We start from the raw sequence: 25,626 nt of genomic DNA, 5'->3' as shown, positions 1-25,626 counted from the left end.
GGTTCTGTCGGACTCAGGAGTGCGGGCGGCCCGTCGCCACCGCGTAGAACGCGACCGCGGCCGCCGCGCCCACGTTGAGCGAGTCGACGCCGTGCGCCATCGGGATGCGGACCCATTCGTCGGCCGCGACCAGGGCCTGGGTGGACAGGCCGTCGCCCTCCGCGCCGAGCATCAGCGCGACGCGGTCCATGCGGTGCGGCGCCGCCTCGTCGAGGGTCTTCGCCTTCTCGTCGGGGGTGAGGGCCAGCAGGTTGAAGCCCGCCTCGCGGACGCCTTCGAGGCCCTTCGGCCAGGAGTCGAGGCGTGCGTACGGCACGGAGAAGACCGCGCCCATGGAGACCTTCACCGAGCGGCGGTAGAGCGGGTCCGCGCAGTCCGGTGAGAGCAGCACGGCGTCCATGCCGAGGGCGGCGGCGGAGCGGAAGATCGCGCCGATGTTCGTGTGGTCGTTGACCGCCTCCATCACCACGACGCGGCGGTGCGACTGGAGGAGTTCCTCGGCCGTGGGCAGCGGCTTGCGCTGCATCGACGCGAGGGCGCCGCGGTGTACGTGGTAGCCGGTGACCCGCTCGGCGAGGTCGGGGCTGACCGCGTAGACGGGCGCCGGGACCTCGTCGATGACGTCGCGCATGACGTCGACCCACTTCGCGGAGAGCAGCATCGAGCGCATCTCGTAGCCCGCGAGCCTGGCGCGCCGAATCACCTTCTCGCCCTCCGCGATGAACAGGCCCTCGGCGGGCTCGCGCTTGCGGCGCAGCTCGACGTCGGTCAGGCCCGTGTAGTCGCGCAGGCGCGGGTCGTCGGGATCTTCGATGGTGAGGAGATCGGCCACAGGGTGATACTGCCTTGTCCGGGATGAGGTGCCAACGGCTGGGAACCAGTTCCGTTACCGGTGGTTACGTTGGTGAGGTGCCGGGTGGTCGCGGGCCCGCCCCGGGTGTCGGCGGGCGGGCCGCGGGGCGGTCAGTCCTTGTGCACAGGGTGCACGGGGTTCATCCCGGCCACCGCGCCGATCACGATGACCGCCGGGGGCTTCACCTCGTGGGTGCGCACGGCCTCCGCGACCGTCGCGAGGGTCGCGTCGACGCGGCGCTGGGCGGCCGTCGTGCCTTCCTGGATCAGCGCCACCGGGGTGTCCGCCGGCTTGCCGTGGGCGGTCAGGGTCTCGGCGATGCGGCCGATCTTGTCCACGCCCATCAGGACCACCAGGGTGCCGCGCAGCCGGGCGAGCGCCGGCCAGTCGACCAGGGACCGCTCGTCGTCCGGCGCGACATGGCCGCTGACCACCGTGAACTCATGGGCCACGCCCCGGTGCGTCACCGGGATGCCCGCCGCCCCCGGCACCGAGATCGAGCTGGAGATGCCGGGCACCACCGTGCAGGGGATGCCCGCCTCGGCCAGCGCCTCGACCTCCTCCATGCCGCGGCCGTAGACGAAGGGGTCGCCGCCCTTGAGGCGCACGACCGACTTGCCCTGCTTCGCGTGCTCGATCAGGGCGTTGTTGATGGCCTCCTGGGCCATGAAGCGGCCGTACGGGATCTTCGCCGCGTCGATCACCTCGACGTGCGGCGGGAGTTCGCTCAGCAGGTCGCGCGGGCCGAGCCGGTCGGCGATGACCACGTCGGCCTCGGCGAGCAGGCGGCGGCCGCGGACCGTGATCAGGTCCGGGTCGCCCGGGCCGCCGCCGACGAGGGCGACGCCGGGGGTGCGGGTGCGGTGGTGCGGGGCGACCAGGGTGCCGTCGCGCAGGCCCTCCACCACCGCGTCGCGGATGGCGGCCGTGCGGCGCGGGTCGCGGCCCTTGGCCTCGGTGGTGAGGACGGCCACGGTGACGCCCTCGCTGTGGCCGGTGGCCGGGGTCCAGGCCGTCGCCGCGTCGGCGTCGTCCGAGCGGACGCACCACACGCGGTGGCGCTCGGCCTCGGCGGAGGCTGCGGCGTTGGCGGTGGGGTCGCTGGTGGCGATCAGGGCGTACCAGGCTTCGGCGAGGTCGCCCTCCGCGTACGGGCGGCGGTGCCAGGTGATTTCGCCCGCGTCCGCCATCGCCTCCACCGAGGCGGTCGCGGAGGGCGACACGAGGTGGATGTCGGCGCCTGCGGCGATCAGGGCCGGGAGACGGCGCTGGGCCACCTGGCCGCCGCCGAGGACGACCGTGCGGCGGCCGGTGAGGCGGAGGCCTACGGGGTAGGCGGGGTGTTCTGCGGCCATGGGGGCTCCTTGTGCGCCTTTCCTGGGGTGGGGCGGGGGGCGGGGGCGGTGGGGGGTGGCGGCCCTGCCGGGGGCTCCCCAGTCCCACCCCTTCCCGAAACCGGGGGCTCTGCCCCCCGGGCCCCCGCTTTTCGGCTTGGACGGCCTCGTCCTCAAACGCCGGACGGGCTGAGATTCACCGGCCTTCGGCCTCGTCCTCGAACGCCCGACGGGCTTAATACTTGCCGGGGCGGGCTGACTGGGTGCTGCCGGAGTCGCTACTTCTCCGTTACGCCCGCCGAGTCGAACGTCGCCACCTCGTGCATCGCCCTTGCCGCGCTCTGGACCACGGGCAGGGCCAGGAGGGCGCCGGTGCCCTCGCCCAGGCGCAGGTCCAGGTCGACCAGGGGGCGCAGGCCCAGTTTGTTGAGGGCGGCCACGTGGCCCGGTTCGGCGCTGCGGTGGCCGGCGATGCAGGCGGCGAGGACCTCGGGGGCGATGGCGCGGGCGACCAGGGCCGCCGCGCCCGCGCTCACGCCGTCCAGGATGACGGGGGTGCGCAGCGAGGCGCCGCCGAGGAGGAGGCCCACCATCGCGGCGTGTTCGAGGCCGCCGATGGCCGCGAGGACGCCGACGGGGTCGGCCGGGTCCGGCTGGTGCAGGTCCAGGGCGCGGCGGACCACCTCGACCTTGCGGGCGTGCATCTCGTCGTTGATGCCCGTGCCGCGGCCGGTGACCTCGGCGGCGTCCGTGTCGGTGTAGACGGAGATGAGGGCCGCGGACGCCGTGGTGTTGGCGATGCCCATCTCACCGGTGAGCAGCGCCTTGTTGCCCGCCGCGACCAGGTCGCGGGCGGTCTCGATGCCGACCTCGATGGCGGCCTTGACCTCGTCGCGGGTGAGCGCGGGGCCGGTCGTCATGTCGGCCGTTCCGGCGCGCACCTTGCGGGGCAGCAGGCCCGGCGTGGCGGGCAGTTCGCTCGCTACGCCCACGTCGATGACGCAGACCTCGGCGCCGACCTGGTTGGCGAAGGCGTTGCAGACGGCGCCGCCGCCGAGGAAGTTGGCGACCATCTGGCCGGTCACCTCCTGCGGCCAGGACGTGACGCCCTGGGCGTGCACGCCGTGGTCGCCCGCGAAGATCGCGACCGCGGCGGGCTCCGGGATCGGCGGCGGGCACATCCGGGAGAGGCCGCTGAGCTGCGCGGAGATGATCTCCAGCATGCCCAGCGCGCCCGCGGGCTTCGTCATGCGCTTCTGGCGTTCCCACGCCTCGCCGAGCGCCTTCGCGTCCAGCGGGCGGATGTTGCCCACGGTCTCGGCCAGCAGGTCGTGCGGGTCCTCGCCGGGCAGCGCGCGACGGCCGTACGTCTCCTCGTGTACGACCCAGGACAGCGGGCGCCGCTTGGACCAGCCCGCCTGCATCAGCTCCGGCTCGTCCGGGAACTCGTCCACGTACCCCACACAGAGGTAGGCCACGACCTCCAGGTGTTCGGGCAGACCGAGCGCGCGGACCATCTCGCGCTCGTCGAAGAAGCTGACCCAGCCCACGCCCAGGCCCTCCGCGCGCGCGGCGAGCCACAGGTTCTCGACGGCGAGCGCCGAGGAGTACGGGGCCATCTGCGGCTGGGTGTGGCGGCCCAGGGTGTGGCGGCCGCCGCGGGTGGGGTCGGCGGTGACGACGATGTTCACCGGAGTGTCGAGGATGGCCTCGATCTTCAGTTCCTTGAACTGCTTGGCGCGGCCCTTGGGCAGCGACTTCGCGTACGCCTCGCGCTGGCGCTGGGCCAGTTCGTGCATCGTGCGCCGGGTCTCGGCGGACTTGATGACGACGAAGTCCCAGGGCTGGGAGTGGCCGACGGACGGAGCCGTGTGGGCCGCCTCCAGGACGCGGAGCAGCACCTCGTGCGGGATGGGGTCGCTGCGGAAGCCGTTGCGGATGTCGCGGCGCTCGCGCATGACGCGCAGGACGGCTTCGCGCTCGGCGTCGGCGTAGCCCGGAGCGGGGGGTTCCATCGGGGCGTCGGCCGCCGCGGAGAAGGGCTCGGCGAGGTCAGGACCGGCGTCCGGGTCGTCGTCGAGCAGTATGGGCCTGGGCAGGCCGTCCGCGTCCGCCGGCTCGGCGGGCGTGGACAGGTCCTCGGGCCCGTCGGCCTCGATGAGGGCGGCCGCCGGGGGCTGCTCGGACTGGCTTGCGGGGTCGGTCGGTCCGGCCGGGTGAGGTACGTGCATCGGCTCGTCGGGGTCGGTCGTCTCCGGGGCGGACGGGAACGGGGTGCCGTCCTCCGCCGCGTCGACGGGTGCGGGTGCCGCCCCGGCGGGCGCGGCCGTGGGCCGCCCTCCGTCGCGGGGTGCGGGCACGGTGGCTGCCGGCTGCCCGGCGTCTTGGAGCGTACCGGGCGCGGGGTCCGCCTCCGGCGTGGCGCCGGGCGCCGTGTCGGCCTGCTCCGGAAGTCCCTGTGCCGGTACGGCTGATACGGCTGGTACGGCAGCGGGGTCCGGGGTGGGCTCGGCGGACCGGGGCGCGGGGGCGTCGGGGGCCGTGGTCTCTTCCGGCTGTTCGGGGCGCTGTTGCGGCTGCTCCGGCTGCTGCGACTGCTCCAGTTGCTGGGGCTGCTGCAGTTGCTGCGGCTGTTCCGGCGCGAAGTACTCCGGCGGTACGGAGAGGGGGCGCGGCGGAGTCGGTGCGAGGTGCGGCGTGGTGGGCACCGAGCCCTCGACCGGCACGAACTGGCCGATGGGCGCGGGCACTTGGGCGCCCGCGAACGGCTGCCCGGACCCTGCGGCGTCCTGGAGGAGCGTGGCACCCGCGAGGTGTGGTCCCTGCACGGCGTGCGCCTCGGGCCACGGCTGGGCGGCGTCGGGGGCCTGCGGGGCCACGGCGGCCATGGGCTGCCCGGCGGCGTGCGCCACCGCGGGGTGCGCCACCGCGGGGTGCCGGGCGTGGGTGGCCTGGCCGTCGGCGGGCGCGGCGGGGAAGGGCGTGCCGGTGGCGGGCGCGCCGAGGGCTTCGGCCGCGGGGGCGGTGCCGGGCTCGGCGGTGGCTGCCGCGGGTGCGGTCTGCGGCGCGGCTTCCTGGGCGGGCTCGGTCGGGAGCTCGGGGCCGGGTGCCGTCAGGGACTCCGGGGCGGAGGGGGGCGCCACGGCGTCCGGAGCGGCGTCGGCCGAGCCGGGCCGGTCCGTTCTCGGGGGTCGCTCGACGGGGGTGGCCGGGTCGGCCGGGGGTGGCTGGGTGGCTGCCGGGGGCAGTTGGGTGGCGGAGGCGTCGGTGGCGTCACCCGCGCCTGCGGGGGCTGTGCTTTCGGGGGTGGGGGTGCCGAGGGCGGGGGCGGCGTGCGCACCCGCGCTGGAACCCGCACCGGCACCGGCGCCCGCATCTGCGGCTGCCGCGTGCTTGGCCGCGGACGCCTGGTCGGCGACCGGCGCCTCCGGTGCGTCCGCCGCACTCGGCGCCGAGGCCTCCGTACCCCCAGGAATGCCCGGAGCGGGCGTAGTGCCCGGCGCGTGCGCCGGCGGCCCCGCGTGCGCCTCGGTGGACTCCGGCGCATCCGCAGGCGCGTGCGGAGCGTCCGCGGCGTCGAGTGCACCCGATGCCTCCATCACGCCAGGGGCGCTCGGCGCGGACGTGGGTGCGGAGGCGTCCGAAGGGCCCGATGCGTCGGCCGGGACCGGAGCGTCGGACGCGGCCGGAGCGACGGAAGCGACGGCGCCGTCGACCGGGGCGGAGCCGTCCGCCGGGGTCGAAGGGCCGGACTGGGCTGAGGAGTCGGACGGGGGCTGAGCGCCGGACGGGACCGCCGCACCGGACGGGAGTTCAGCGCCGGACGGGTCCGGAGCGAGCCCCGAGCCGTGCGGCGCGGGTGTGCTTTCTGTGGCCTCAGGGACAGCCGCGCCCTCTGGGACGACCGTTTCTGCAGGTGCGCCCTGAGGTTCCGCGGATGTCCTCTGGGGGTTCTGCGGCTGCGGGGTCCAGGGGGCCGCGCCCTGCGGCGGGATCTCGCCGAGCTGCGGGCCGGGCAGCGCGGCGGCGGCGTCGCGCGGGATGTCGAGGTACTCGGGGCCGCTCGTCGGCGGACCCGCTTGCCGGACGGGCATCGGGTGCGGCGTACCTCCCGCGGGGCCCCGGTCGGCCAGCGAGCGGACGGGGCTCGCGGCGCCGTCGGGCACGGCGGGGGCGGCCGGGCCGCGGTGCAGGGGGCGGCGGTTGGGGCTGTGGTGCGAGGTGGGGGTGCCGTGGCTCGCGTGCAGGGGGACGCCGGTGAGGTCGACGGAACCGCTGTCCCTGCCGGACGTCTCGTGCGGTCCGGGCTGGTGGGCGACCCTCTCCTGACCGAGCGACGCGTGCTCCTGGGCGGCCGACGCCTGCCCCTGGCCGACCGATGCCTGCTCCGGACCCGACTGAGCCTGGGCGAACACCGGCTGCCCGGCCTGGGCCGGGCCGGCCTGCGCCTGCGCCTCCGCAGCCACGGGCCGGCCGACGGCTCCCTGATCCGGCGCGTGCTGCGCCGCCGGGGCGTCCTGCGCTGCCCGGGCATCCTGAACCGGCGCGTCCTGGCCCGCGACGTCCTGGCCGAACGGCACCTGCCCGACCGGCGGCTGCGCGAACTGCGCCGCCTCGGCCCCGGGCTGCACCTGAGTCTGTCTCTGCGCTCCCTGTGCCAGGCCCGGCTGTCCCGCACCGTCCTGAACGGCGGGCGTCCCGGCAGGCGTCCCGACGGGCCCCCCGCCCGGCATCGGTCCGCCCGGCATCGATCCGGCGGCCGCCTGGCCGCCCGGCGCAGGCTGCCCGGTGCCCGGCTGCGCGGTCTGCGCCTCGCTCCACGCGCCCTGGGCACCCGGCATCAGCAGCAGGTCGTCGTCCTCGGCGGGGTTCTCGGAGGGGTCCAGGAAGGTGTACGCGGCCGGCGCGGGGACGCCCGGCTGCTCCACCCTGCCTGCGTTCTCCGGCAGTCCCTCGCCCGGGACCTGGCCGGTGTCGGTCATGCGTACCCCTCGCCCATCGGTTAGTCCTTCTTTGACCGCCCGTCATCAACAACGAGCGCACGTGCCGCGCGGCACGCACCGCGTACGGACCACAGCTCACCGCGTACGGACCACAGGCATTCTCGCGGTAGCACCGCTGCCGTGGCAGCTTGATCGGCCACGGTCCGCTGTGGACTGCGCCACGTCGCGCGTCCCGCGGTCCGCCGTACCACACGCACCCCCCAAAACGGGCGAGCTTTCCGGACTTTGACTGACACAGACCAACGAATCGCCGGGTGCCCAGGTGCGGTACAACGATCGGCCAGCCTACCGCGCACGGCGCGGCGGCAGGGTCGCCAGGGTCACGCCGTCCGGTCGAGGAGCAGCGCCGAGACCAGGAAGACGACGGTCCGCTTCCGCTCCGTCCAGGCGCGGGTGTCGAGTTCGACGGACTGGAGGAGGGCGCACTCCACCGCGTAGCCGTGCTCCGTCAGGTCCCGGCCGAGGAGTTCGGCGTCGTCGCGGTTCGCGGCGTGCGTGACGATGCGCTCGGGGCGGCGGTCGGCGACGGCGGAGACCACCGCCGCTCCCCCGCCGCCGACGCGTACGACGTCGGGTTCGGGCAGGTCCTCCAGGATGTGCGGCGCGGTGCCGTGCACGATCTGGGCGTGCACGCCGAAGCGGCGGGCCGCGGCGGTCGTGCGGGCGCAGGCGTCCGGGTCCCGGTCGACGGCGATGACGGCGGCGCCGAAGCGGGCGGCCTCGGCGGTGAAGGCGCCGGTGCCGCAGCCGATGTCCCAGACGAGGTCACCCACGCGCGGGCCCAGGCGGGCGAGTTGGGCGGCGCGGATGCGGTCGGTCTCGCCCTCGCCGAGCTCCTGCTCGCCGCCGTAGGCGGCCGCGGGCAGGGCCCAGCCGCGCGGGCCGGTGCCGGGATCGCGGCCGGCGATCCAGCCGGTGTCGTGGGCGGCGGGGCCGCCCGTGCCGCCGATGGCGCCGGTGCCGCCGATGACGATGACGACGTTCGGGTCGCGCCAGGCGTGGTCGGCGGCCTTGTCGGAGGTGACGACGGTGACCTGTTCGCGTTCGGTGCCGAGTTCCTCGCAGATCACGAAGGTGCGGTGGACGCCTTCGAGCAGCAGGCCGAGTTCGGCGGGGCCCGCGCCGGGCGAGGTGAACACGGCGACCTTGCTGTGCGCGCGGCAGACGTTCACCGCGCGGCGCAGGGTGCGGCGGTGGGCCACCACGATCTGGGCGTCGTCCCAGGGCATGCCGGCGCGGGCGAAGGCCTGGGCGACGGAGGAGACCGCCGGTACGACCTCGACCTCCAGGCCGAACTCGGGGGCCCGGAGGGTGCGTACGACGCCGAAGAAGCCGGGGTCGCCGTCCGCGAGGACGACCGCCGTGCCGCGGTGGGCGGCGATGCGGCGGGCCGCGAGGGCGACGCTGCCGAGGCGGATGCGTTCCGCGGTCGGCGGGATCTCGGGCAGGGCGAGGTGGTGGGCCGCGCCCGCGACCAGGGTGGCGGCGCTCAGTGCCGAGCGTGCCGCGGCGGTCAGCGGCGAGCCGTCCCAGCCGATCACCGTGACCCGGTCGGCCATGGTCGTCTGTCTCCTGGGGTCTCGGGTCGTACGGTGCGGGGGCCGCGCCGCGGGCGGCCAGGGGGAGCGTACCTGGTGCCCCGCCGGGGGCCTCCCCAACCCCGCCCCTTCCCGAAACTGGGGGCTCCGCCCCCAGACCCCCGATCGGCCTGAACGGCCTCGTCCTCAATCGCCGGACGGGCTAAAAGATGAAGGGCGGGCGGGTGGGTGGGGGAAGAGCCCGTCCGGCGTTTGAGGACGAGCCGCGGAGCGGCGATGAGCGGGGAAAGGGGCGCAGCCCCATAGGCAGGTCAGTTCCAGTCGGAGAATGCGGTGTAGCCGCTCTCCGCGAGCTGCTCCGAGACCCCCTCCAGGTCCTCGGGCAGCAGGCTCCACACGATGAGGTCGGTGCGCTGGTCGATCCAGCCGCCGAGCGGGTCGCCGCCGTTTCTGACGCGTGCTATCCAGGCGCCGCGCAGGACCCCCTCGCTGATGCACCCGATCTTCTGGGCCACCTGCTGCGCGGCGGTGTTGTCGGCGGCCGTACGCAGCTCGATGCGCTCGAACTTCTGGTCGTGGAAGAGCCACTGGGCGGTGGCGAGCGCGGCCTCGGAGGCGTAGCCCTCGCCGCGGGCCCATGGCGCCGTCACATAGCTGAGCTCGCTGGCGCGCACGCGCCAGTCGGTGCGGCGCAGCCGCACGGAGCCGACCAGGCGCTGGGTGAGGAACTCGGTCACGGCGAGCACGATCCCGCGGCCCTCGGCCCGCTCGGCGGGGGCGAGTTCGGTGATCCAGGCGCGGGCGTCGGCCTCGGTGTAGGGCTGGGGCGCGGCGGTCCAGGCGGTGACGAGCTCGTCGTTCATCATCTCCGCGTACGCCGTGATGTCCGCTTCCTCGAACGGGCGCAGCACCAACCGCTCCGTGCTGATGGAGATGTCGGGAAACCCGGAGGAGCCCGAGGAGGCTGTGGTCATGCGCCGCTCCGTAACCTTCATGGGCCTGTCGCTCCGTGAATCGTCAACGTCCTCAAGGACCTCCAGGCCTGCTGAAGTGCCAAGCATGCAGCATGGGGGCGCGCAGACGCACCACGGGGTCCACTCCGGCGTGTGGAGCGGACCCCGTGTGCGGGGGACGGGACAGCGGCGGGCCAGGGGGTGCGTCAGGACGGGACAGGAGGTGCGTCAGCCGGCCGTGACCGGCAGCACAGACCCCTTGTACTTGTCCTCGATGAACTTCTTCACCTCGGGCGAAGTCAGCAGCTTGGCCAGCTTCTTGACCTTCGGGTCGTCCTCGTCGCCCTTCTTGACCGCGAGGACGTTGTTGTACGGGTTGTCCTTCGCGGATTCGAGCAGGACGGCGTCCTTCTTGGGGCTCAGGCCCGCGTCGAGCGCGTAGTTGTTGTTGATGACGGCCGCGTCGACGTCCTTGAGGGAGCGCGGCAGCTGCGCGGGCTCCAGGGGCTTGATGGTGAGCTTCTTCGGGTTGGCGGCGATGTCCTCGGGGGTGGCCTCGGCACCCGCACCCTTCTTGAGCTCGATCACGCCCTTGGAGGCGAGCAGTTGGAGCGCCCTGCCCTCGTTGGTGGTGTCGTTGGGGACGGCGACGGTCGCACCGGGGCGCAGGCCGGTCACGTCCTTGAGTGCCCCGCGGCCGCCGTCCACGTACACGCCCATCGGCGGCAGATAGACCTCGGTCACCGGCACCAGGTCCGTCTTCTTGGACTTGTTGAAGTCGTCGAGGTACGGGGTGTGCTGGTAGAGGTTGGCGTCGAGGGAGCCCTCCTGGAGCGCGGTGTTGGGCGTCACGTAGTCCGTGAACTCCCGCACCTGGAGGTCCAGGCCCTCCTTCTCGGCCAGGTTCTGCTGGATGTACGCGAGGACCTCACCGGCCGGGGTGGGGGTGGCCCCGACGACGAGCCGGTCGCCGTCGGAGCCGGAGCCCGCACCGCAGGCGGTCAGGCCGAGCGACAGGGCGAGGGCCCCGGCCGCGGCGGCGATGACGGCCCTGCCCATGTCAGAAGGCCGCGACGACGGCGCCGTCGTACTTGTCGTCGATGAACTTCTTGACCTCGGGCGAGGTGAGGAGCTTGGCGAGCTTCTGCACGCGCGGGTCGTTCTCCTCGCCCTTCTTCACGGCGAGGAAGTTGCCGTACGGGTTGCCCTTGGCCTTCTCCGCCACGAGGGCGTTCTTGGCGGGGCTGAGGTCGGCCTCCAGCGCGTAGTTGCCGTTGATCACCGCGGCGTCGACGTCGTTGATGGAGCGCGGCAGCTGGGCGGCCTCGAGCTCCTTGAACTTCAGGCCGAGCGGGTTGGAGACGACGTCCTTGGGGGTGGCGGCGAAGCCGACGCCCTCCTTGAGCTTGAGGATGCCGTTGTCGGCGAGCAGCTTGAGGGCGCGGGCCTCGTTGGTCGTGTCGTTCGGGACGGCGACCGTCGAGCCCTTCTTCAGCTCGTCGAGCTTCTTGATCTTCTTCGAGTAGACGCCCAGCGGCTCCAGGTGCACCGTCGCGCCCGGGACCGGAACGATGTCCGTCTTGTTCTTCTTGTTGAAGTCGTCCAGGTACGGCTTGTGCTGGAAGTAGTTCGCGGAGACCTCGCCCTGCTGCACGGCGGTGTTCGGCGTGACGTAGTCGGTGAACTCCTTCACCTCCAGGTCGAGGCCCGCCTTCTTCGCCAGGTTCTTCTGGACGTAGTCGAGGATCTCGCCCTGCGGCGTCGGGGTCGCGGCGACGATGAGCGGTCCGTCCTTGTCGGCGGCGGAGCCCTTGTCGGAGCCGCATGCGGTGAGCCCGAGGGTGAGGGCTCCGGTGGCCAGGACGGCAGCGGTGATCTTGATGGTGTTACGCACGAAAAGTGCCTTTCTCCATGGGTGGTACACCCCCGCGGTGGTGGTGCGGGGTGGTGCTGGGGGGAACTCAGGAAGCCTTTGGGGAACTCAGGAAGCCTTGACGGGCTCCGGCTCGGCCGCGCCGGCCGGCGCCTTCTTGCCGCGCAGCAGCCTCAGCCGGGGCGCGGCGCCGGAGCCGCCGCCGCGGCGGTGCATGCCGCGCGCCGCGTAGTCGCCGGCGAACTGGATGACGGAGATGACCACGGCGAGGATGCCCACGGTGATCCACATCAGTTCGTTCTCGAACCGCTGGTAGCCGTAGCGGATGGCGAGGTCGCCGAGTCCGCCGGCGCCGACGGTGCCCGCCATCGCCGAGTAGCCGATGAGCACGACGATCGTCGTGGTGACGCTGGAGATCAGCGACGGCAGCGACTCGGGCACGAGGACCTTGCGTACGACGGTCCAGGTGTTGCCGCCCATCGACTGCACGGCCTCGACCAGGCCGTGGTCGACCTCGCGCACGGCCGTCTCGACGAGCCGGGCGAAGAAGGGGATGGCGCCGATCGCGAGCGGCACGATGGCCGCCTCGCGGTTGATGGTGGTGCCGACGACCCAGCGCGTGAAGTCCATCAGGGCCACGATGAGGATGATGAACGGCATCGAGCGGGCGATGTTCACGACCTGCCCGATGACCTTGTTCACGAGCCTGTTCTGCAGCAGCCCGCCGCGGTCGGTGAGGACCAGCAGGATGCCGAGCGGCAGACCGCCGACGACAGCGATGAGCGTCGACCAGCCGACCATGTAGAGCGTGTCCCAACAGGCCTGCTCCAGCAGGGGCTGCATCTCCGACCAGGTCACTTGGCACCTTCCTTCACCAGCGCGGCGGCGGTCGCGGGCGCGTCCTGCGCGGGGATCCCGGCGGGCCCGTCACCGGCCACGTCGACCTGCAGGCCCTGCTCGCGCAGGAAGCCGATCGGGACGACGTTCTCCTCGAAGCGGCCCGGCAGCTCGATGCGCATCCGGCCGACCTGCTTGCCGCCGACGGTGTCCATGGCGGCGCCGAGGATCGAGATGTCGATGTTGTACGTGCGCGACAGCTGGGAGATGACCGGCTGGGTCGCGGCCTCGCCGTGGAAGGTCACGTCGACGACGGTGCGGTCGGCGCCGGTGGCCTCGCCGCTGACCGGGAAGAGCGCGGAGGCGAGCTGCGAGCCGGGGGTGGCGAGCAGTTCGCTGACGGTGCCGGACTCCACGATCCGGCCCCGCTCCATGAGCGCGGCCGAGTCGCAGACCGTCTTGACGACCTCCATCTCGTGCGTGATCAGCAGGACGGTCAGGCCGAGCTGGCGGTTGAGGTCGCGCAGGAGCTCCAGGATGGAGCGGGTGGTCTCCGGGTCGAGGGCGCTGGTCGCCTCGTCGGAGAGCAGCACCTTCGGCTCGCCGGCCAGCGCGCGGGCGATGCCGACGCGCTGCTTCTGGCCGCCGGAGAGCTGTGCGGGGTAGACCTTCGCCTTGTCGGAGAGGCCGACCAGGTCCAGGAGTTCGAGCGCCTTGCGGGAGCGTTCCTTGCCGGACAGGCCGAGGATCTCCAGCGGCAGCTCGATGTTGTCCTGGACCGTGCGCGAGGACAGCAGGTTGAAGTGCTGGAAGACCATGCCGATGCGGCTGCGGGCCGCGCGCAGTTCCCTGCCCGCCCGCGGGCCGCGCCCGGCGAGCGCGGTGAGGTCCTGGCCGGCCACCGTCACCGTGCCGGAGGTGGGGCGCTCAAGGAGGTTGACGCAGCGGATCAGCGAGGATTTGCCGGCGCCGGACTGGCCGATGACGCCGTACACCTCGCCTTCCCGCACATGGAGATCGACTCCGTCGATGGCGGTTACTTCACGACCGCGTGAGCGGTAGACCTTGGTCAGGCCGGAAGTGGTGATCACTGGGGTTTCCGTCACTGTCGAGTGCACGGCGCGGTGGCGCCGGGGCACGGGGCATTCGTTCGGAACGCGGCACGGTTCTCGCGATGTCGGAGAAGAACCGGAGGACGTGTGCGCGGGGCAGGCTCGCTTCCTACGGATCCGTACGTGACTCCTGCGGGTGCGTACGTGGCGTAGGGGCGCGGCACAGCGGCTTCGCTTCGGGGCGCGAGGCTCTCAGTGGTGCGGGGGCCCTCAGAAGGCGCACATTCGACACATACAACGAGCACCGGGCGTCGTGATCGCCTCGGTCGCAAGGGTGCGGCTGCTCGTCGTGGTCATGCGGAACAGTAAAACACGCGTGCGGCCGCGTCCCGCCACCGCTGTCCGAATAGCGGACGCCCGTGGGACGGCGGCGGACGCCGCACGTCACTCCTTGTACGGCGCTCAGGCGCCGGTGACGATCTCCACGCCACCCGCCGTGGCCTGCGCGGACACCGCCGAGAGGTCCCGCACGACGACGTCCGCGGACAGCTCGGGCGCGGTGTGCGTTGTGGTCAACGCCACGGTGGTCATCCCGGCGGCCCGGCCGGCGGTGAGACCCGCGGGGGCGTCCTCGAAGACGACGCAGCGCGCGGGGTCCACGCCGAGCGTGCGGGCCGCGAGCAGGAAGGGCTCGGGGTCGGGCTTGCCGCGGGTGATGTCGTCGGCGGCTATCAGCGTCTTCGGGCGGATCCCGACCTCGGCGAGGCGGGCCTCGGCAAGGCGGCGGGTCGCGGAGGTGACGACGGCCCAGCGCTCGGGCGGCAGCGACGCGAGCAGGTCGAGGGTGCCGGGCAGCGCGACCACGCCGCCCGCGACGTCGGAGACCTCCAGTTCGTCGATCCGGGCCACGGCTTCGTCGACGCGTTCGGCGGGCAGCAGGTCGGCGACGATCTCGACGGCGGGACGACCGTGCAGCTCGACCTTCTGGAACTCCTCGGCGGTGATCCCGTACTCCCCCGCCGAGGGGGTCCCCCCGCGCCCTTCAGGCGTGGGGGAGGGTCCAGCAGCGGTGGACGGACTCGAGGGAGGAGACGAGGGTGCCGTCGTTGTCGAACAGGAGCGCTTCAGCCTGGATCTTCATGGCCTCGACGATACGGGGGCACCCGCCTGCCGATCCTGGGCCCCGGGGCCGAGCACACCGGGCCTTTTGGCCCGTAATAGGGTCTCGGCATGCTTGTTGCCCTGACCGTCACGACCTCCGTGGCCGCGCTCGCGCTCGCGGCCTGGTGCGGTCACGCCGCGTACCGGGACCAGCCGACGAAGGACTGGCACTTCATCGGCATGGGTGTGGTCACCCTGCTCGCGCTGGTCCAGCTGATCGTCGGCATCGTGCAGCTGGCGCGGGGCGAGGATCCCGAGCAGGGCACGACGATCTTCGTGGCGTATCTGATCGGCTCGTTCGCGTGCGTGCCCGCGGCGGGCTTCATGTCGCTGGCCGAGCGCACCCGCTGGGGCTCGCTGACCGTCGCCGCGGGCGGCGTCGTCCTCGCCGTCCTCGAAGTGCGGCTCTATGACATCTGGGGAGGCTGAGGTGACGGTGACCGACGACGAGCCCCGCACGGAGCAGAAGCAGCAGAAGCCGCCGCGGCAGAAGCTGATCACCGGCCCCGGCATCCTGCTGGTGTGGCTGTACGGCGTGATGGTCGTGGGCGCCGTGTCGCGCTCCGCCGTCCAGATCTCCACCGACTTCGGCAAGGCCCCGCTCGCGTACACGCTGTCCGCGATCGCGGGCGTCGTCTACGGCTTCATCACGTACTCGCTCGTACGCGGCGGGGAGACGGCCCGCAAGGCGGCGCTGGTGTGCTGCGCCGCCGAGTTGGCCGGGGTGCTCGCCGTCGGGGCCTGGACCCTCGCGGAGCCCTCCGCCTTCCCGGACGCCACGGTCTGGTCGGACTTCGGCATGGGCTATCTGTTCATTCCCGTACTGCTGCCGGTGACCGCGGTGTTCTGGCTACGCAAGTCCCGCGAGCACATCGGGGCCGCCGGAACCGGCAGCCCCGACGAGGCCTAGGCGCTCGTTACGTACGCCCCCGCCTCGGCGTCCTTGGAGAGGGTCACCACCGTCAGGCGGTCGTCCACGCGCCGGGTACTCACGGGCGCGTATCCGTGCTTGCGGTAGAGCTGGAGGTTGCTCTCGCTGCGGTGGCCGGTGAACAGCTCGAAGCGCTGGGCGGTGCCGCTCTCGCCGAGACGGCGCTCGATGGCGTCGAGGAGCCGGCCGCCCAGGCCGTGCCGCTGCATCCGCGGGTGCACGATGAGCTTGCCGATGCGGGCCGTGCCCGACGTGTCGACCGTGCCCCGCACGGACGCCACGACCTCCTCGCCGAGGCGCGCCACCAGGACGCTGCCCGCGGCCAGCTCGGCCTTGATGGAGTCGAGGGTCTGCGTCAGCGGCTCGATCGAGTAGTCGCCGTACAGCTCGGCCTCGCTCTGGTAGCAGAGGTACTGCAGTTTGAGGATCTGCTCGGCGTCCGTGTCGGCCGCCTCCGAGATGGTCACGCTCATGCCCATGTGTGCATGCCTCCCGCTCACCTGCTCCGCCGGTTGTCCCTCACTCCTTTCCCCATGGGTCCGGAGTCGCAACCTCTTGCGCGAGCATTCTGCGCAGGCATCCCAGGCATCGGGAACGTTCCGGCCCCAAAGATCCTTGTGACATTCCCAACTCCCCTGCGATTTCCCGGTAGGTGAGGTCTTTGGGCGACAGAAGCGCAGCCACAAGACGCGGACAGCGGCCCGGCAGTTTCCGGACGGCGGCGTACAGCGTGCGGTGCCGGTCGGCCCGCAGCGCCCGCTGTTCGGGGCCGCCGCGCGGGTCGGCGGGCTCCGTCGCGTAGGGCCGCTCCCGGCGGATCGCGCTGCGGGTGCGGTGCGCCTCGTCACGGACGGCGGCGCGCAGCCAGGCGGCGGGGTCGGCGGGCGGGCCCCCGACGTCCAGGTGTTCGAGCAGGCGCAGCCAGACGGCCTGCTCCAGGTCGCCGGGGTCGGCACCGCAGCCATGCGCCTCGGCGGATGCCTCGGCGGCGAGCAGCGGGCGGAGGGTGGTGACCAGGTCGTACGAGAGTGACGACGGCCGCGTGCGGAGCGGCGGTGGCGGTGGGGTCATGCCGATGTGGACGCGGCCGTTCCGGTGGTGGGTTTCCGGAACGGCCGCGCCTCACCCCAACTGGGGCTTCCGGCGGACCCGTTGACGATGCGGGTCAGCAGCGATGCGGCGGGCGACTCAGTTGTCGGCGAAGTCCGCGGCGGCCAGCAGCGCGGTGTCCGGGTTGTCGGAGAAGATCCCGTCGATGCCGGTGGCGAAGTACACCTTGAACGCGCCGAAGGCGTCGCCGTACGCGCTGGGGTCCGTGCCCTTCTTGAAGTCGGCGGGCAGGAAGGTGTTCTCGTTGCGCATCGTGTACGGGTGCAGGATCAGGCCCTCGGCGTGCGCGTCACGGACCAGGGTGGTGGGCGTGCCCAGCTTGCCGTCGGGGCCCTTGGGGATGATCAGGTCCAGCCAGGGGCCGATGCCCTGCGCGAACGACGCGATCCACTTCAGGCCCTCGGGCTTGACCAGGTCGTCGACGGTGCGCGGGTCGCCCGCCTCGACGAAGTCCCACGGGCGGGTGCCCGGACCGTCGAGCAGCAGCACGAGCGGGTTGCCGACGAGCTTGTCCAGGCGCTGGAGGCTGCTCGGCTCGAAGGACTGCAGGAAGGTGTGCCCGTTCTTCTTGTGCCGGCCGTAGCGGCGCAGCAGCTTGGCGAGCGGCTCCTCCAGACCGAGGCCCAGCTTGCGGAAGTACGTGGGGTGCTTGGTCTCGATGTGCAGCCAGACGCGGCGGCCGCGCTTGCGCCCTTCCTTCTCCGCCCAGCGGAAGACCTCTTCGAGGGTGGGGACCTCCCAGCGGCCGTCGTAGAGGGTGTTGCGCTGACGGGTGCCGGGGATGCGCTCCTTGGCGCGCAGCGTCTTCAGCTCGGCGAGCGTGAAGTCCTCGGTGAACCAGCCGGTCAGCTTGGTGCCGTCGACGGTCTTGGTCGTCTTGCGGCCCGCGAACTCGGGGTGCGCGGCGACGTCCGTCGTGCCGGTGATGTCGTTCTCGTGACGGCATACGAGATGGCCGTCCTTCGTCGGCACCACGTCCTGCTCGATGACGTGCGCGCCCATGTCCAGGGCGAGTTGGTACGAGCCGAGCGTGTGCTCGGGCCGGTAGCCGCTCGCCCCGCGGTGCCCGACGACGGTCGGCACGGGCAGGTCGTGATGGCTGCCGCCCCCGTGCCCGTGCCCGTGCTTCTCGTCTGCTGCCGCCGTGCCCGGCGCCCCGACGACGGCCGTGCCCGCCCCGAGCACCGCGGCCCCGAGCACCGCGCGCCGCCCCGGGCTCGTTCCCGTCCGCCGCCGACCCGATTCCTGCGTCGCCATTGAGCGCTCCCTCTGTGTGTACCGCCGTGTGCCGCCTTGCACCTGACAAAGCGGCACCGATCGTAGAGGGCCGCAGGTGGCGGGTGGGAGACCTGGGGCCGAACGGGCGGGTGACGCGGTGTGTCCAGTGCGGATGGTTCCGCCGGGCGGGTACGGGTGACTCCGCGGGGCGGGTGCGGACGACTCCGCCTGGTGGGTGCGGCGCGCGGGGGCCCGAAGGGGGCGGCCGGGTGCGATCGGCGTGCGCGCCCCGGCTCGCGGGCGCCAGAGGACTTCCGGCCGCGGGACGCGTCCCGCGTGAGAAGCACCACTCGGACAAGCCACGCAGTTCGCACAGCGATACCGTCGTCACTGTGGGGTCCTCGCGGGGGCAACAGCGGGCAAAACCAGGTCAACTCTGCGTATCGGTCGCATGAACCCGATGTGCAATCGACGGGGGCCCGCGAGTATGGTCCTCACCTGCACAGACTCGTCGTCGACCCGTTGACACCGGAGGACCTGTTGTCCCGTCTAGCGCTCATCAAGGCAGTGCTTGGACCCATCTTGCGCCTGATGTTCCGCCCGCGGGTCGAAGGCGCCGAGAACATCCCCGGTAGCGGTCCCGTCATTCTGGCCGGAAACCATCTGACGTTCATCGACTCGATGATTTTGCCTCTGGTGTGCCACCGGCCCGTCTTTTTCATCGGCAAGGACGAGTACGTCACCGGCAAGGGCCTCAAGGGCCGCCTCATGGCGTGGTTCTTCACCGGCGTCGGCATGATCCCCGTGGACCGCGACGGCGGCCGCGGTGGTGTGGCCGCGCTGATGACCGGCCGCCGCATCCTCGACGACGGCAAGGTCTTCGGCATCTACCCCGAGGGCACCCGCTCCCCCGACGGCCGTCTCTACCGCGGCCGCACCGGTATCGCACGGCTGACCCTGATGACCGGCGCGCCCGTCGTCCCCTTCGCGATGATCGGCACGGACAAGCTGCAGCCCGGCGGCAAGGGGCTGCCGCGGCCCGGCAAGGTGACTGTCCGCTTCGGGGAAGCGATGGAGTTCTCTCGGTACGACGGTATGGACCGGGACCGCTATGTGCTGCGCGCGGTGACGGACTCCGTGATGACGGAGGTCATGCTGCTGTCCGGGCAGGAGTACGTGGACATTTACGCCACTAAAGCCAAGGCGGCGTAGCCCGGGCTCGGTTGTTTACGGTGCGCCCGCACCGGGGCTGGGGTTTTACCCCCGGCACCGGAGCGGGCGTTGCCGTTTCCGCACCCGGCACGTGGGGCTGTGCCCACCCGTGCCGCCCTGCGGCACGATTGCCCACAGCGGTGAGCGGTCGCAGTCCCGTCCCGCCCCTGCGGCGCGATTGCCCCACAGCGGTAGTGCAGCGAAGAAGTCCGCTGCGGTACGGAGCGCCCCGTAAGGGGCGCGGGACTGTGTCGACATGCGGCTCCGCCGCGGGGCGCGACCAGCCCCCACCGGCCCGCAGGGAAAGCACCGCCGGCGAAGCGCTCAGTGCTCGACGCCGTCCTCTAGCTTCTGGCCCTTCAAGAGGAACCATGCCGCCACCGCCGTGGCGAGCAGCACCGCCGCGCCCACGCCCGCGGCCAGGCGCAGGCCGTCCACGAAGGCGTCCTGGGCCGCGGCGAGCAGTGGCTCGGCCGTGTGGGCCGGAAGGCCCGCGCCCGCCTCGACCGCGCCGCCCAGCGAGTCGTGTGCCGCCGACGCGGCGTCGGCCGGGGTGCCCGGCGGGGCCGTGAAGTCCCGGTACACACCGGTCACGATGGAGCCGAGCAGGGCGATGCCGAGGGCCGCGCCCAGTTCGTACGCCGTCTCCGAGACCGCGGACGCGGCGCCCGCCTGTTCCTTCGGGACGCTGGAGAGGATCACGTCGGCGGTCACCGTGAAGGCAAAACCCGCGCCGACGCCGACGACGAGCAGCGCCGCGCCGAGCAGCGGATAGCCGGTCTGCTGGCTCAGCACGGTCAGCGAGGCGAGCGCGAGACCCACCGCCGCGAGCCCGCCCGCGACCACCGCGCGCACCGAGTACCGGCGCGCCACCGTGCCCGCGATCAGACCCGCCGTCACCGCGCCCACGGCCGCGGGCAATTCCGCGAGACCTGCCTCGAACGGCTGCCTGCCCTGCACCAGTTGGAGGAACTGGGAGAGGAAGAAGACCAGGCCCGACAGGCCGAGGATGGTCAGCAGGTCGGCGAGGACGGCCGCCGAGAACCCGCGGTTGCGGAACAGCCGCATGTCCAACAGCGGTGCGGGCAGCGTGAGCTGACGACGTACGAACCAGACGAGCGCCGCCGCACCGATGGCGCCGGACGCCGCGACGTCCCAGCGGAAGCCGTGCGCCGCCGCCTCCTTGATCGCGTACACGATGCCGATCATGCCGATGAGCGACAGGGCGACGCTGATCAGGTCCCAGGGCCCAGGCGCCGGATTCTTCGACTCGGGCAGCATCTTGATGCCGACGAGGACGAGGACCGCCATCACGGGCAGGTTGATCAGGAAGACCGAGCCCCACCAGAAGTGTTCGAGCAGGAAGCCGCCGACGACCGGGCCGACCGCCGCGCCCGCCGACGCCATCGCGCCCCACACGCCGACGGCGATGCTGCGCTCGCGCGGGTCGTGGAAGATGTTCCGGATCAGCGCGAGCGTGGACGGCATCAGGGTCGCGCCCGCGACACCGAGCAGGGCGCGCGCCAGGATCATCAACTCGGGCGTCGTCGCATAGGAGTTGAGCACGGACACCGCACCGAACGCGACGGCACCCGTGAGCAGCAGCTTCTTGCGGCCGATGCGGTCGCCGAGGCTGCCCATGGACACCAGCAGACCCGCGATCACGAACGAGTAGACGTCGCCGATCCACAGCAGCTGGGTGCCGGAGGGCTTCAGATCCTCGCTGATGTACGGCGTCGCGAGGCCGAGGACGGTCGCGTCCACCGCGACGAGCAGCACGGCCAGCGCGAGCACCGCGAGGGCGAGCCAGCGACCTGGGTGCCGCTCCACCTCCGCCTGCCGTATGCGCTGTTCGGTGCTTGTCATGATTCCACTCTCCGTTGTGCGCCGCCGATCAGCAGTTCGGCGATCATGTACGAGAAGTCCTTGCCGGCCACGCGGCCGTCCAGTACGGCCCAGGCGGCGGAGGAGATGAGGCCGTACAGCGCCTCCGTGAGCCAGGCCGGGGTGAGGTCGATCCGGAATTCGCCGCTCTCCTGGCCGCGCTTGAAGAGGGCGGCGACACGGACGTCGAGCCGGCTCCAGCCCTCGTGCTGCGCGTCGCCCTCGAAGAGCTGGTTCTCCGTGACGAGGAACGCGAGCAGGCCCGCGGCCGGCTCGATCTCCTTGATCAGGCGCCGCAGCGCGTCCCCCGCGCTGCCCTCGTCGAGCCGGGCGGCGTTCAGCGCCGCCTCGCACTCCTGGAGGCCGAGCTCTTCGAGCGCGCGGACCAGCGCGTCCCGCCCGGCGAAGTGGCGGTGCAGGGTGGCGCGGCTGATGCCGGACGCCTTGGCGACCTCGTCCATGGTCGAGGAGCCCTTGCGGGTGAGCTGGGCGGCGGCGCTGCGCAGCACCTGATCACGATCGACTGACATGAGACAACCATAGCCCACATGAGACATATTTGTCTCATGAGCGGTATCGCAGTCTCACCAGAGGCAGATCGAGGAGGTGGGAGGCAGAGGAGGTAGAGGGAGGTTGTGGAGACGTGTGCCGGAGAGGGTCCTAGTGCCAGGGCAGCGCCGCCCTCGTGCTCCAGTACGCGGCGGGCTCCTCCGCCAGCTCGGTGAGGCGGTCGAGCCGGTCCGCGTCCAGGTCGACGGCCGTCGCGTGCAGATTCGACACGAGCTGTACGGAGGTGACGGCGCCGGAGAGGACGACGCCCGCCCAGGGCTGCCGCAGGACCAGGGCGAGGGCCACCGCGTCGCAGCCGAGGCCGGCCGACTCGGCGGCGGCGCGGACCTCGGCGGGCGCGTGCGGCCCGGCGAGGCGGCCGTTGGCCATGGCCTCCTTGACCAGGACGGTCAGGCCCGCGTCGTGCGCCTCGGCGAGCGCGGGCCCGGCCGAGGTCTCCAGGGCGTTGTAGGTCGCCTGGACCGTGCGGAACAGCCGCTCGCCGCGCACGGTGACGTCGAGGGCGGCGCGGATCGCGGCGGCCTGCTCGGGGCCGCTCACGGAGAGGCCGACGGTCACGCCGCTGTCGGCCAGGTCGGCGAGGCGGGCGTGCAGCTCCTTGTCGGTGAGGGCCGGGCTGTCGGGGGTCACCGAGTGGATCTGGTAGAGGTCCAGCCGGTCGCCGAGGAGTTCGGCGGTCTCGGCGCGCTGCCGGTCGTACGCGGTGACGCTGTGGTCCTTGACCTCGTGCGCGTCGGCGTCGGTGCGCCAGTCCGCCGTGTACGTGTAGCCCCACTTGCTGCCGATGACGACGTCGCGGATGTCGGGGCGCGCGTGCAGCCACTCGGCGAGGAACTCCTCCGAACGGCCGTAGGAGCGGGCCACGTCGACGTACCGCACCCCGAGCGCGTAGGCGGCGTCGAGGAGTTCGAGCGTGCGTTCGCGCAGGGCCTCGACGCTGCGCGACGGCGGCAGGTCGGCCTCGCGGTCGAGCGTGATGTAGCCGGGCCTGCCGACGGCGGCGAGGCCGATGCCGATGTGCGCGGTCGGCGTGGTCGCGGCGGTGAGTCGGGCGAAGGGCATTGGGGCTCCACGCTTTTTTTGGGAGGGACGCCGAGGGGGGGGTACGCGGGTCGCGTACCCCCCTCAACGTAACCCTCGATGGGCGCCGTGGCCCGGGCGCGTAGCCCTCGCGGGGCGCCCCAGGCCCGCCCCTTCCCGTACCAGGGGGCTGCCGCCCCCTGGACCCCCGCTGTCGGCGCTTCGCGCCTCGTCCTCAAACGCCGGACGGGCTGAAATCCTTCAGCCGTTCGCCGTCGACCACTCGCGCTGGGTGGCCACATCCCTCTTGATCTCGGCCAGCTGAGTGGCCACCGCCGACGGCGCGGTGCCTCCCCTGCCGTCTCGGGACGCCAGGGCGCCCGGGACGTTCAGGACCGTGCGGACCTCGGGGGTCAGGTGCGGGGAGATCTTCGCGAACTGTTCGTCGGTGAGCTGGTCGAGCTCGATCCCGTGCGTCTCGCACTCCTTCACGCACTCGCCGGCGACCTCGTGCGCGACCCGGAACGGCACGCCCTGCTTGACGAGCCACTCGGCGATGTCCGTGGCGAGCGAGAAGCCCGCCGGGGCCAGCTCTTCCATGCGCTCGCGGTGGACCGTGAGCGTCGCCATCATGCCGGTGAAGGCGGGCAGCAGGACCTCCAGCTGGTCGCAGGAGTCGAAGACGGGCTCCTTGTCCTCCTGGAGGTCGCGGTTGTACGCGAGCGGGAGGGCCTTCAGTGTGGCCATGAGGCCCGTCAGGTTGCCGATGAGGCGGCCCGACTTGCCGCGCGCCAGCTCCGCGATGTCCGGGTTCTTCTTCTGCGGCATGATCGACGAGCCGGTCGAGAACGCGTCGTGGAGCGTGACGAAGGAGAACTCCTTCGTGTTCCAGATGATGACCTCTTCGGCGATCCGGGACAGGTTCACGCCGATCATCGCCGTGATGAAGGCGAACTCGGCGACGAAGTCCCGCGAGGCCGTGCCGTCGATGGAGTTGGCGGCGGAGCCGTGCTCGAACCCGAGGTCCTTGGCCACTGCCTCCGGGTCGAGCCCGAGGGAGGATCCGGCAAGGGCGCCCGAGCCGTAGGGCGAGACGGCCGTCCGCTCGTCCCACTGCCGCAGCCGCTCGGCGTCGCGCGACAGGGACTGGGCGTGGGCGAGCACATGGTGCGCGAAGAGCACCGGCTGGGCGTGCTGGAGGTGCGTGCGGCCCGGCATGGCGACGTCCGGATGGGCTTCCGCGAGGCCGATCAGGGCCTCCTGGAGCTCAGCGATCAGGCCGCCGATGATCCGGGCGTGGTCGCGCAGGTACATCTTGAAGAGCGTCGCCACCTGGTCGTTGCGGGACCGTCCGGCGCGCAGCTTACCGCCGAGGTCCGGGCCGAGCCGCTCGAGCAGGCCGCGCTCCAGGGCCGTGTGCACGTCCTCGTCGGCGATGGTGCCGACGAACGAGCCGTCGGCGACATCGGCTTCGAGCCGGTCGAGCCCGGCCAGCATGCGCGTCAGCTCGTCCTCGGTGAGCAGCCCGGCCTTGTGGAGCACGCGTGCGTGGGCGCGGGAGCCGGCGATGTCGTACGGGGCGAGTCGCCAGTCGAAGTGGACCGATGCGGACAGTTGCGCCAGCGCTTCTGCGGGGCCGTCGGCGAAGCGTCCGCCCCAGAGGCGGACTTCGCCGGTGTTGCTGCTCACGATTGCTCCTTGGTGTGCCGGTGGCGGGACGAGGATCTCTCCCCCACCCCGCCCCTTCCCGAAACCGGGGGCTCCGCCCCCGGACCCCCGCTCCTCAAACTCCCCCAAGCTCTTAAAGAGCAGGGAGGGACCCCCTCGAGGGGCTGAATCTGTTACGCCAGGTCCCGCCGTGCGGCGATCTTCGACGACAGGGCGAAGATGTCGATGAAGCCCTGGGCCTTCGACTGGTCGAAGGTGTCGCCGGTGTCGTACGTCGCGAGGTTGAAGTCGTACAGGGACTGCTCGGACCTCCGGCCGGTGACGACGGCGCGGCCGCCGTGCAGGGTCATCCGGATCTCGCCGCTGACGTGCTGGTTGGCCTCGTTGATGAAGCCGTCGAGGGCGCGCTTGAGCGGCGAGAACCACAGGCCGTCGTAGACCAGTTCGCCCCAGCGCTGCTCGACCTGCCGCTTGTACCGGGCCAGTTCGCGCTCGACCGTGACGTTCTCCAGCTCCTGATGGGCGGCGATCAGGGCGATCGCGCCCGGAGCCTCGTACACCTCACGGGACTTGATGCCCACGAGCCGGTCCTCGACCATGTCGATCCGGCCGATGCCCTGGGCGCCCGCCCGCTCGTTGAGCTGCTGGATCGCCTGGAGAACCGTGACCGGCCTGCCGTCGATGGCGACCGGGGCACCCTCCTTGAAGGTGATGACGACCTCGTCGGCCTCGCGCGGGGTCGCGGGGTTGGAGGTGTACTCGTAGACGTCCTCGATGGGCGCGTTCCAGATGTCCTCCAGGAAGCCGGTCTCGACGGCCCGCCCGAAGACGTTCTGGTCGATGGAGTACGGCGACTTCTTGGTGGTCGCGATCGGCAGGCCCTTGTCCTCGCAGAAGGCGATGGCCTTGTCCCGCGTCATCGCGTAGTCCCGGACGGGGGCGATGCACTTCAGGTCCGGGCCGAGCGCCTGGATGCCGGCCTCGAACCGCACCTGGTCGTTGCCCTTGCCGGTGCAGCCGTGGGCGACGGTGTCCGCGCCGTGCTTCTGGGCGGCGGCCACGAGGTGCTTGACGATGGCGGGCCGGGAGAGGGCCGACACCAGCGGATACCGGTCCATGTAGAGGGCGTTGGCCTTGATCGCCGGGAGGCAGTAGCCCTCGGCGAACTCGTCCTTGGCGTCCGCGACCTCCGCCTCGACCGCGCCGCAGGCGAGCGCCCGCTTGCGGATCACGTCCAGGTCCTCGCCGCCCTGGCCGACGTCCACGGCGACGGCGACGACCTCGGCGCCCGTCTCCTCGGCGATCCAGCCGATGGCGACGGAGGTGTCCAGACCGCCCGAGTAGGCGAGTACGACGCGCTCGGTCACGGGATTCTCCTCACGGTGCTGTCGCTCGCCCAGTGCGACGCG

20 protein-coding genes and 1 pseudogene are annotated in these 25,626 nt (G+C 72.3%); 3 read left to right on the top strand and 18 right to left on the bottom strand.

The window, feature by feature from the left end:
• Positions 1-13: 13 nt before the first annotated feature.
• From AC0KTA_RS31660 to AC0KTA_RS31615, 10 genes and pseudogenes are all read right to left on the bottom strand, one after another.
• Complete coding sequence (locus tag AC0KTA_RS31660) at positions 14-832, bottom strand: TrmH family RNA methyltransferase (protein WP_481051626.1); 819 nt, start codon at positions 830-832, stop codon at positions 14-16.
• Between the two features lie 131 nt (positions 833-963).
• Entirely contained in the window at positions 964-2,208 is a 1,245-nt protein-coding gene (gene cobA, locus AC0KTA_RS31655) for a uroporphyrinogen-III C-methyltransferase (protein WP_481051625.1), read from the bottom strand.
• 257 nt (positions 2,209-2,465) lie between these two features.
• Positions 2,466-7,169, bottom strand: a complete 4,704-nt coding sequence (cobT, locus tag AC0KTA_RS31650; protein ID WP_481051624.1) for a nicotinate-nucleotide--dimethylbenzimidazole phosphoribosyltransferase — start codon at positions 7,167-7,169, stop codon at positions 2,466-2,468.
• A 341-nt stretch (positions 7,170-7,510) separates the two neighbouring features.
• The gene (gene cbiE, locus AC0KTA_RS31645) at positions 7,511-8,749 is read right to left on the bottom strand and encodes a precorrin-6y C5,15-methyltransferase (decarboxylating) subunit CbiE (RefSeq protein ID WP_481051623.1); all 1,239 of its coding nucleotides are present in this window, start codon (positions 8,747-8,749) and stop codon (positions 7,511-7,513) included.
• A 290-nt stretch (positions 8,750-9,039) separates the two neighbouring features.
• Positions 9,040-9,702, bottom strand: a complete 663-nt coding sequence (locus tag AC0KTA_RS31640; protein ID WP_481051622.1) for a GNAT family N-acetyltransferase — start codon at positions 9,700-9,702, stop codon at positions 9,040-9,042.
• Between the two features lie 207 nt (positions 9,703-9,909).
• The gene (locus AC0KTA_RS31635) at positions 9,910-10,740 is read right to left on the bottom strand and encodes a MetQ/NlpA family ABC transporter substrate-binding protein (protein ID WP_481051621.1); all 831 of its coding nucleotides are present in this window, start codon (positions 10,738-10,740) and stop codon (positions 9,910-9,912) included.
• Between the two features lies 1 nt (position 10,741).
• Positions 10,742-11,575, bottom strand: a complete 834-nt coding sequence (locus AC0KTA_RS31630) for a MetQ/NlpA family ABC transporter substrate-binding protein (RefSeq protein ID WP_481051620.1) — start codon at positions 11,573-11,575, stop codon at positions 10,742-10,744.
• Positions 11,576-11,662: 87 nt separating this feature from the next.
• Positions 11,663-12,412 (bottom strand): methionine ABC transporter permease, encoded by a 750-nt coding sequence (locus AC0KTA_RS31625; RefSeq protein ID WP_481051619.1) that lies wholly within the window; start codon positions 12,410-12,412, stop codon positions 11,663-11,665.
• Positions 12,409-13,482, bottom strand: coding sequence for a methionine ABC transporter ATP-binding protein (locus AC0KTA_RS31620; protein ID WP_481051618.1), 1,074 nt, complete (start codon positions 13,480-13,482; stop codon positions 12,409-12,411). Before AC0KTA_RS31620 ends, AC0KTA_RS31625 begins: the two co-directional genes overlap by 4 nt.
• Before the next feature lie 423 nt (positions 13,483-13,905).
• A pseudogene (locus AC0KTA_RS31615) lies at positions 13,906-14,584 on the bottom strand (HAD-IA family hydrolase).
• A gap of 89 nt (positions 14,585-14,673) precedes the next feature.
• Between AC0KTA_RS31615 and AC0KTA_RS31610 the strand changes: the two are divergent.
• Positions 14,674-15,033 (top strand): hypothetical protein, encoded by a 360-nt coding sequence (locus tag AC0KTA_RS31610; protein ID WP_481051617.1) that lies wholly within the window; start codon positions 14,674-14,676, stop codon positions 15,031-15,033.
• Entirely contained in the window at positions 15,014-15,514 is a 501-nt protein-coding gene (locus AC0KTA_RS31605) for a hypothetical protein (RefSeq protein ID WP_481051616.1), read from the top strand. Before AC0KTA_RS31610 ends, AC0KTA_RS31605 begins: the two co-directional genes overlap by 20 nt.
• On the opposite strand, the gene AC0KTA_RS31600 is transcribed toward AC0KTA_RS31605, so the two are convergent.
• From AC0KTA_RS31600 to AC0KTA_RS31590, 3 genes are all read right to left on the bottom strand, one after another.
• Positions 15,511-16,014: a GNAT family N-acetyltransferase gene (locus tag AC0KTA_RS31600; RefSeq protein WP_481051615.1), complete on the bottom strand. Its 504-nt coding sequence runs from the start codon at positions 16,012-16,014 to the stop codon at positions 15,511-15,513. The genes AC0KTA_RS31605 and AC0KTA_RS31600 overlap by 4 nt on opposite strands.
• A 40-nt stretch (positions 16,015-16,054) precedes the next feature.
• Complete coding sequence (locus AC0KTA_RS31595) at positions 16,055-16,606, bottom strand: sigma-70 family RNA polymerase sigma factor (RefSeq protein ID WP_481051614.1); 552 nt, start codon at positions 16,604-16,606, stop codon at positions 16,055-16,057.
• A gap of 117 nt (positions 16,607-16,723) precedes the next feature.
• Positions 16,724-17,902, bottom strand: a complete 1,179-nt coding sequence (locus AC0KTA_RS31590; protein ID WP_481051613.1) for a glycerophosphodiester phosphodiesterase — start codon at positions 17,900-17,902, stop codon at positions 16,724-16,726.
• Positions 17,903-18,454: 552 nt separating this feature from the next.
• Between AC0KTA_RS31590 and AC0KTA_RS31585 the strand changes: the two genes are divergently transcribed.
• Complete coding sequence (locus AC0KTA_RS31585; protein WP_481051612.1) at positions 18,455-19,075, top strand: lysophospholipid acyltransferase family protein; 621 nt, start codon at positions 18,455-18,457, stop codon at positions 19,073-19,075.
• Positions 19,076-19,399: 324 nt separating this feature from the next.
• Here AC0KTA_RS31585 and AC0KTA_RS31580 read toward each other — a convergent pair whose 3' ends face one another.
• The 5 genes from AC0KTA_RS31580 to AC0KTA_RS31560 form a co-directional block, all read right to left on the bottom strand.
• Positions 19,400-20,941: an MFS transporter gene (locus tag AC0KTA_RS31580; protein WP_481051611.1), complete on the bottom strand. Its 1,542-nt coding sequence runs from the start codon at positions 20,939-20,941 to the stop codon at positions 19,400-19,402.
• Positions 20,938-21,489, bottom strand: coding sequence for a TetR/AcrR family transcriptional regulator (locus tag AC0KTA_RS31575; protein ID WP_481051610.1), 552 nt, complete (start codon positions 21,487-21,489; stop codon positions 20,938-20,940). Before AC0KTA_RS31575 ends, AC0KTA_RS31580 begins: the two co-directional genes overlap by 4 nt.
• A 130-nt stretch (positions 21,490-21,619) precedes the next feature.
• Positions 21,620-22,591 (bottom strand): aldo/keto reductase, encoded by a 972-nt coding sequence (locus AC0KTA_RS31570; RefSeq protein ID WP_481051609.1) that lies wholly within the window; start codon positions 22,589-22,591, stop codon positions 21,620-21,622.
• A 219-nt stretch (positions 22,592-22,810) separates the two neighbouring features.
• Complete coding sequence (gene argH / locus AC0KTA_RS31565; protein WP_481051608.1) at positions 22,811-24,238, bottom strand: argininosuccinate lyase; 1,428 nt, start codon at positions 24,236-24,238, stop codon at positions 22,811-22,813.
• A 152-nt stretch (positions 24,239-24,390) separates the two neighbouring features.
• Positions 24,391-25,584 carry an argininosuccinate synthase gene (locus AC0KTA_RS31560; protein WP_481051607.1) on the bottom strand — a complete coding sequence of 398 codons (1,194 nt, stop codon included), beginning with the start codon at positions 25,582-25,584 and terminating at the stop codon, positions 24,391-24,393.
• Positions 25,585-25,626: the final 42 nt, after the last annotated feature.

The organism is Streptomyces sp. Y309 (assembly GCF_056712025.1).
Note: the sequence above shows the minus strand (reverse complement) of the source record. Positions and strands in the feature narration are given on the sequence as shown.

Bases quoted from the DNA above. Each gene is read 5' to 3' on its own strand.
- AC0KTA_RS31640 (WP_481051622.1), bottom strand. From the start codon at position 9,702: ATGACCACAGCCTCCTCGGGCTCCTCCGGGTTTCCCGACATCTCCATC.
- AC0KTA_RS31575 (WP_481051610.1), bottom strand. From the start codon at position 21,489: ATGTCAGTCGATCGTGATCAGGTGCTGCGCAGCGCCGCCGCCCAGCTC.
- AC0KTA_RS31595 (WP_481051614.1), bottom strand. From the start codon at position 16,606: ATGACCCCACCGCCACCGCCGCTCCGCACGCGGCCGTCGTCACTCTCG.
- AC0KTA_RS31570 (WP_481051609.1), bottom strand. From the start codon at position 22,591: ATGCCCTTCGCCCGACTCACCGCCGCGACCACGCCGACCGCGCACATC.
- AC0KTA_RS31635 (WP_481051621.1), bottom strand. From the start codon at position 10,740: ATGGGCAGGGCCGTCATCGCCGCCGCGGCCGGGGCCCTCGCCCTGTCG.
- AC0KTA_RS31585 (WP_481051612.1), top strand. From the start codon at position 18,455: ATGTTCCGCCCGCGGGTCGAAGGCGCCGAGAACATCCCCGGTAGCGGT.
- AC0KTA_RS31600 (WP_481051615.1), bottom strand. From the start codon at position 16,014: ATGGGCATGAGCGTGACCATCTCGGAGGCGGCCGACACGGACGCCGAG.
- cobT (WP_481051624.1), bottom strand. From the start codon at position 7,169: ATGACCGACACCGGCCAGGTCCCGGGCGAGGGACTGCCGGAGAACGCA.
- AC0KTA_RS31580 (WP_481051611.1), bottom strand. From the start codon at position 20,941: ATGACAAGCACCGAACAGCGCATACGGCAGGCGGAGGTGGAGCGGCAC.
- AC0KTA_RS31610 (WP_481051617.1), top strand. From the start codon at position 14,674: ATGCTTGTTGCCCTGACCGTCACGACCTCCGTGGCCGCGCTCGCGCTC.
- cobA (WP_481051625.1), bottom strand. From the start codon at position 2,208: ATGGCCGCAGAACACCCCGCCTACCCCGTAGGCCTCCGCCTCACCGGC.
- cbiE (WP_481051623.1), bottom strand. From the start codon at position 8,749: ATGGCCGACCGGGTCACGGTGATCGGCTGGGACGGCTCGCCGCTGACC.
- AC0KTA_RS31605 (WP_481051616.1), top strand. From the start codon at position 15,014: ATGACATCTGGGGAGGCTGAGGTGACGGTGACCGACGACGAGCCCCGC.
- AC0KTA_RS31590 (WP_481051613.1), bottom strand. From the start codon at position 17,902: ATGGCGACGCAGGAATCGGGTCGGCGGCGGACGGGAACGAGCCCGGGG.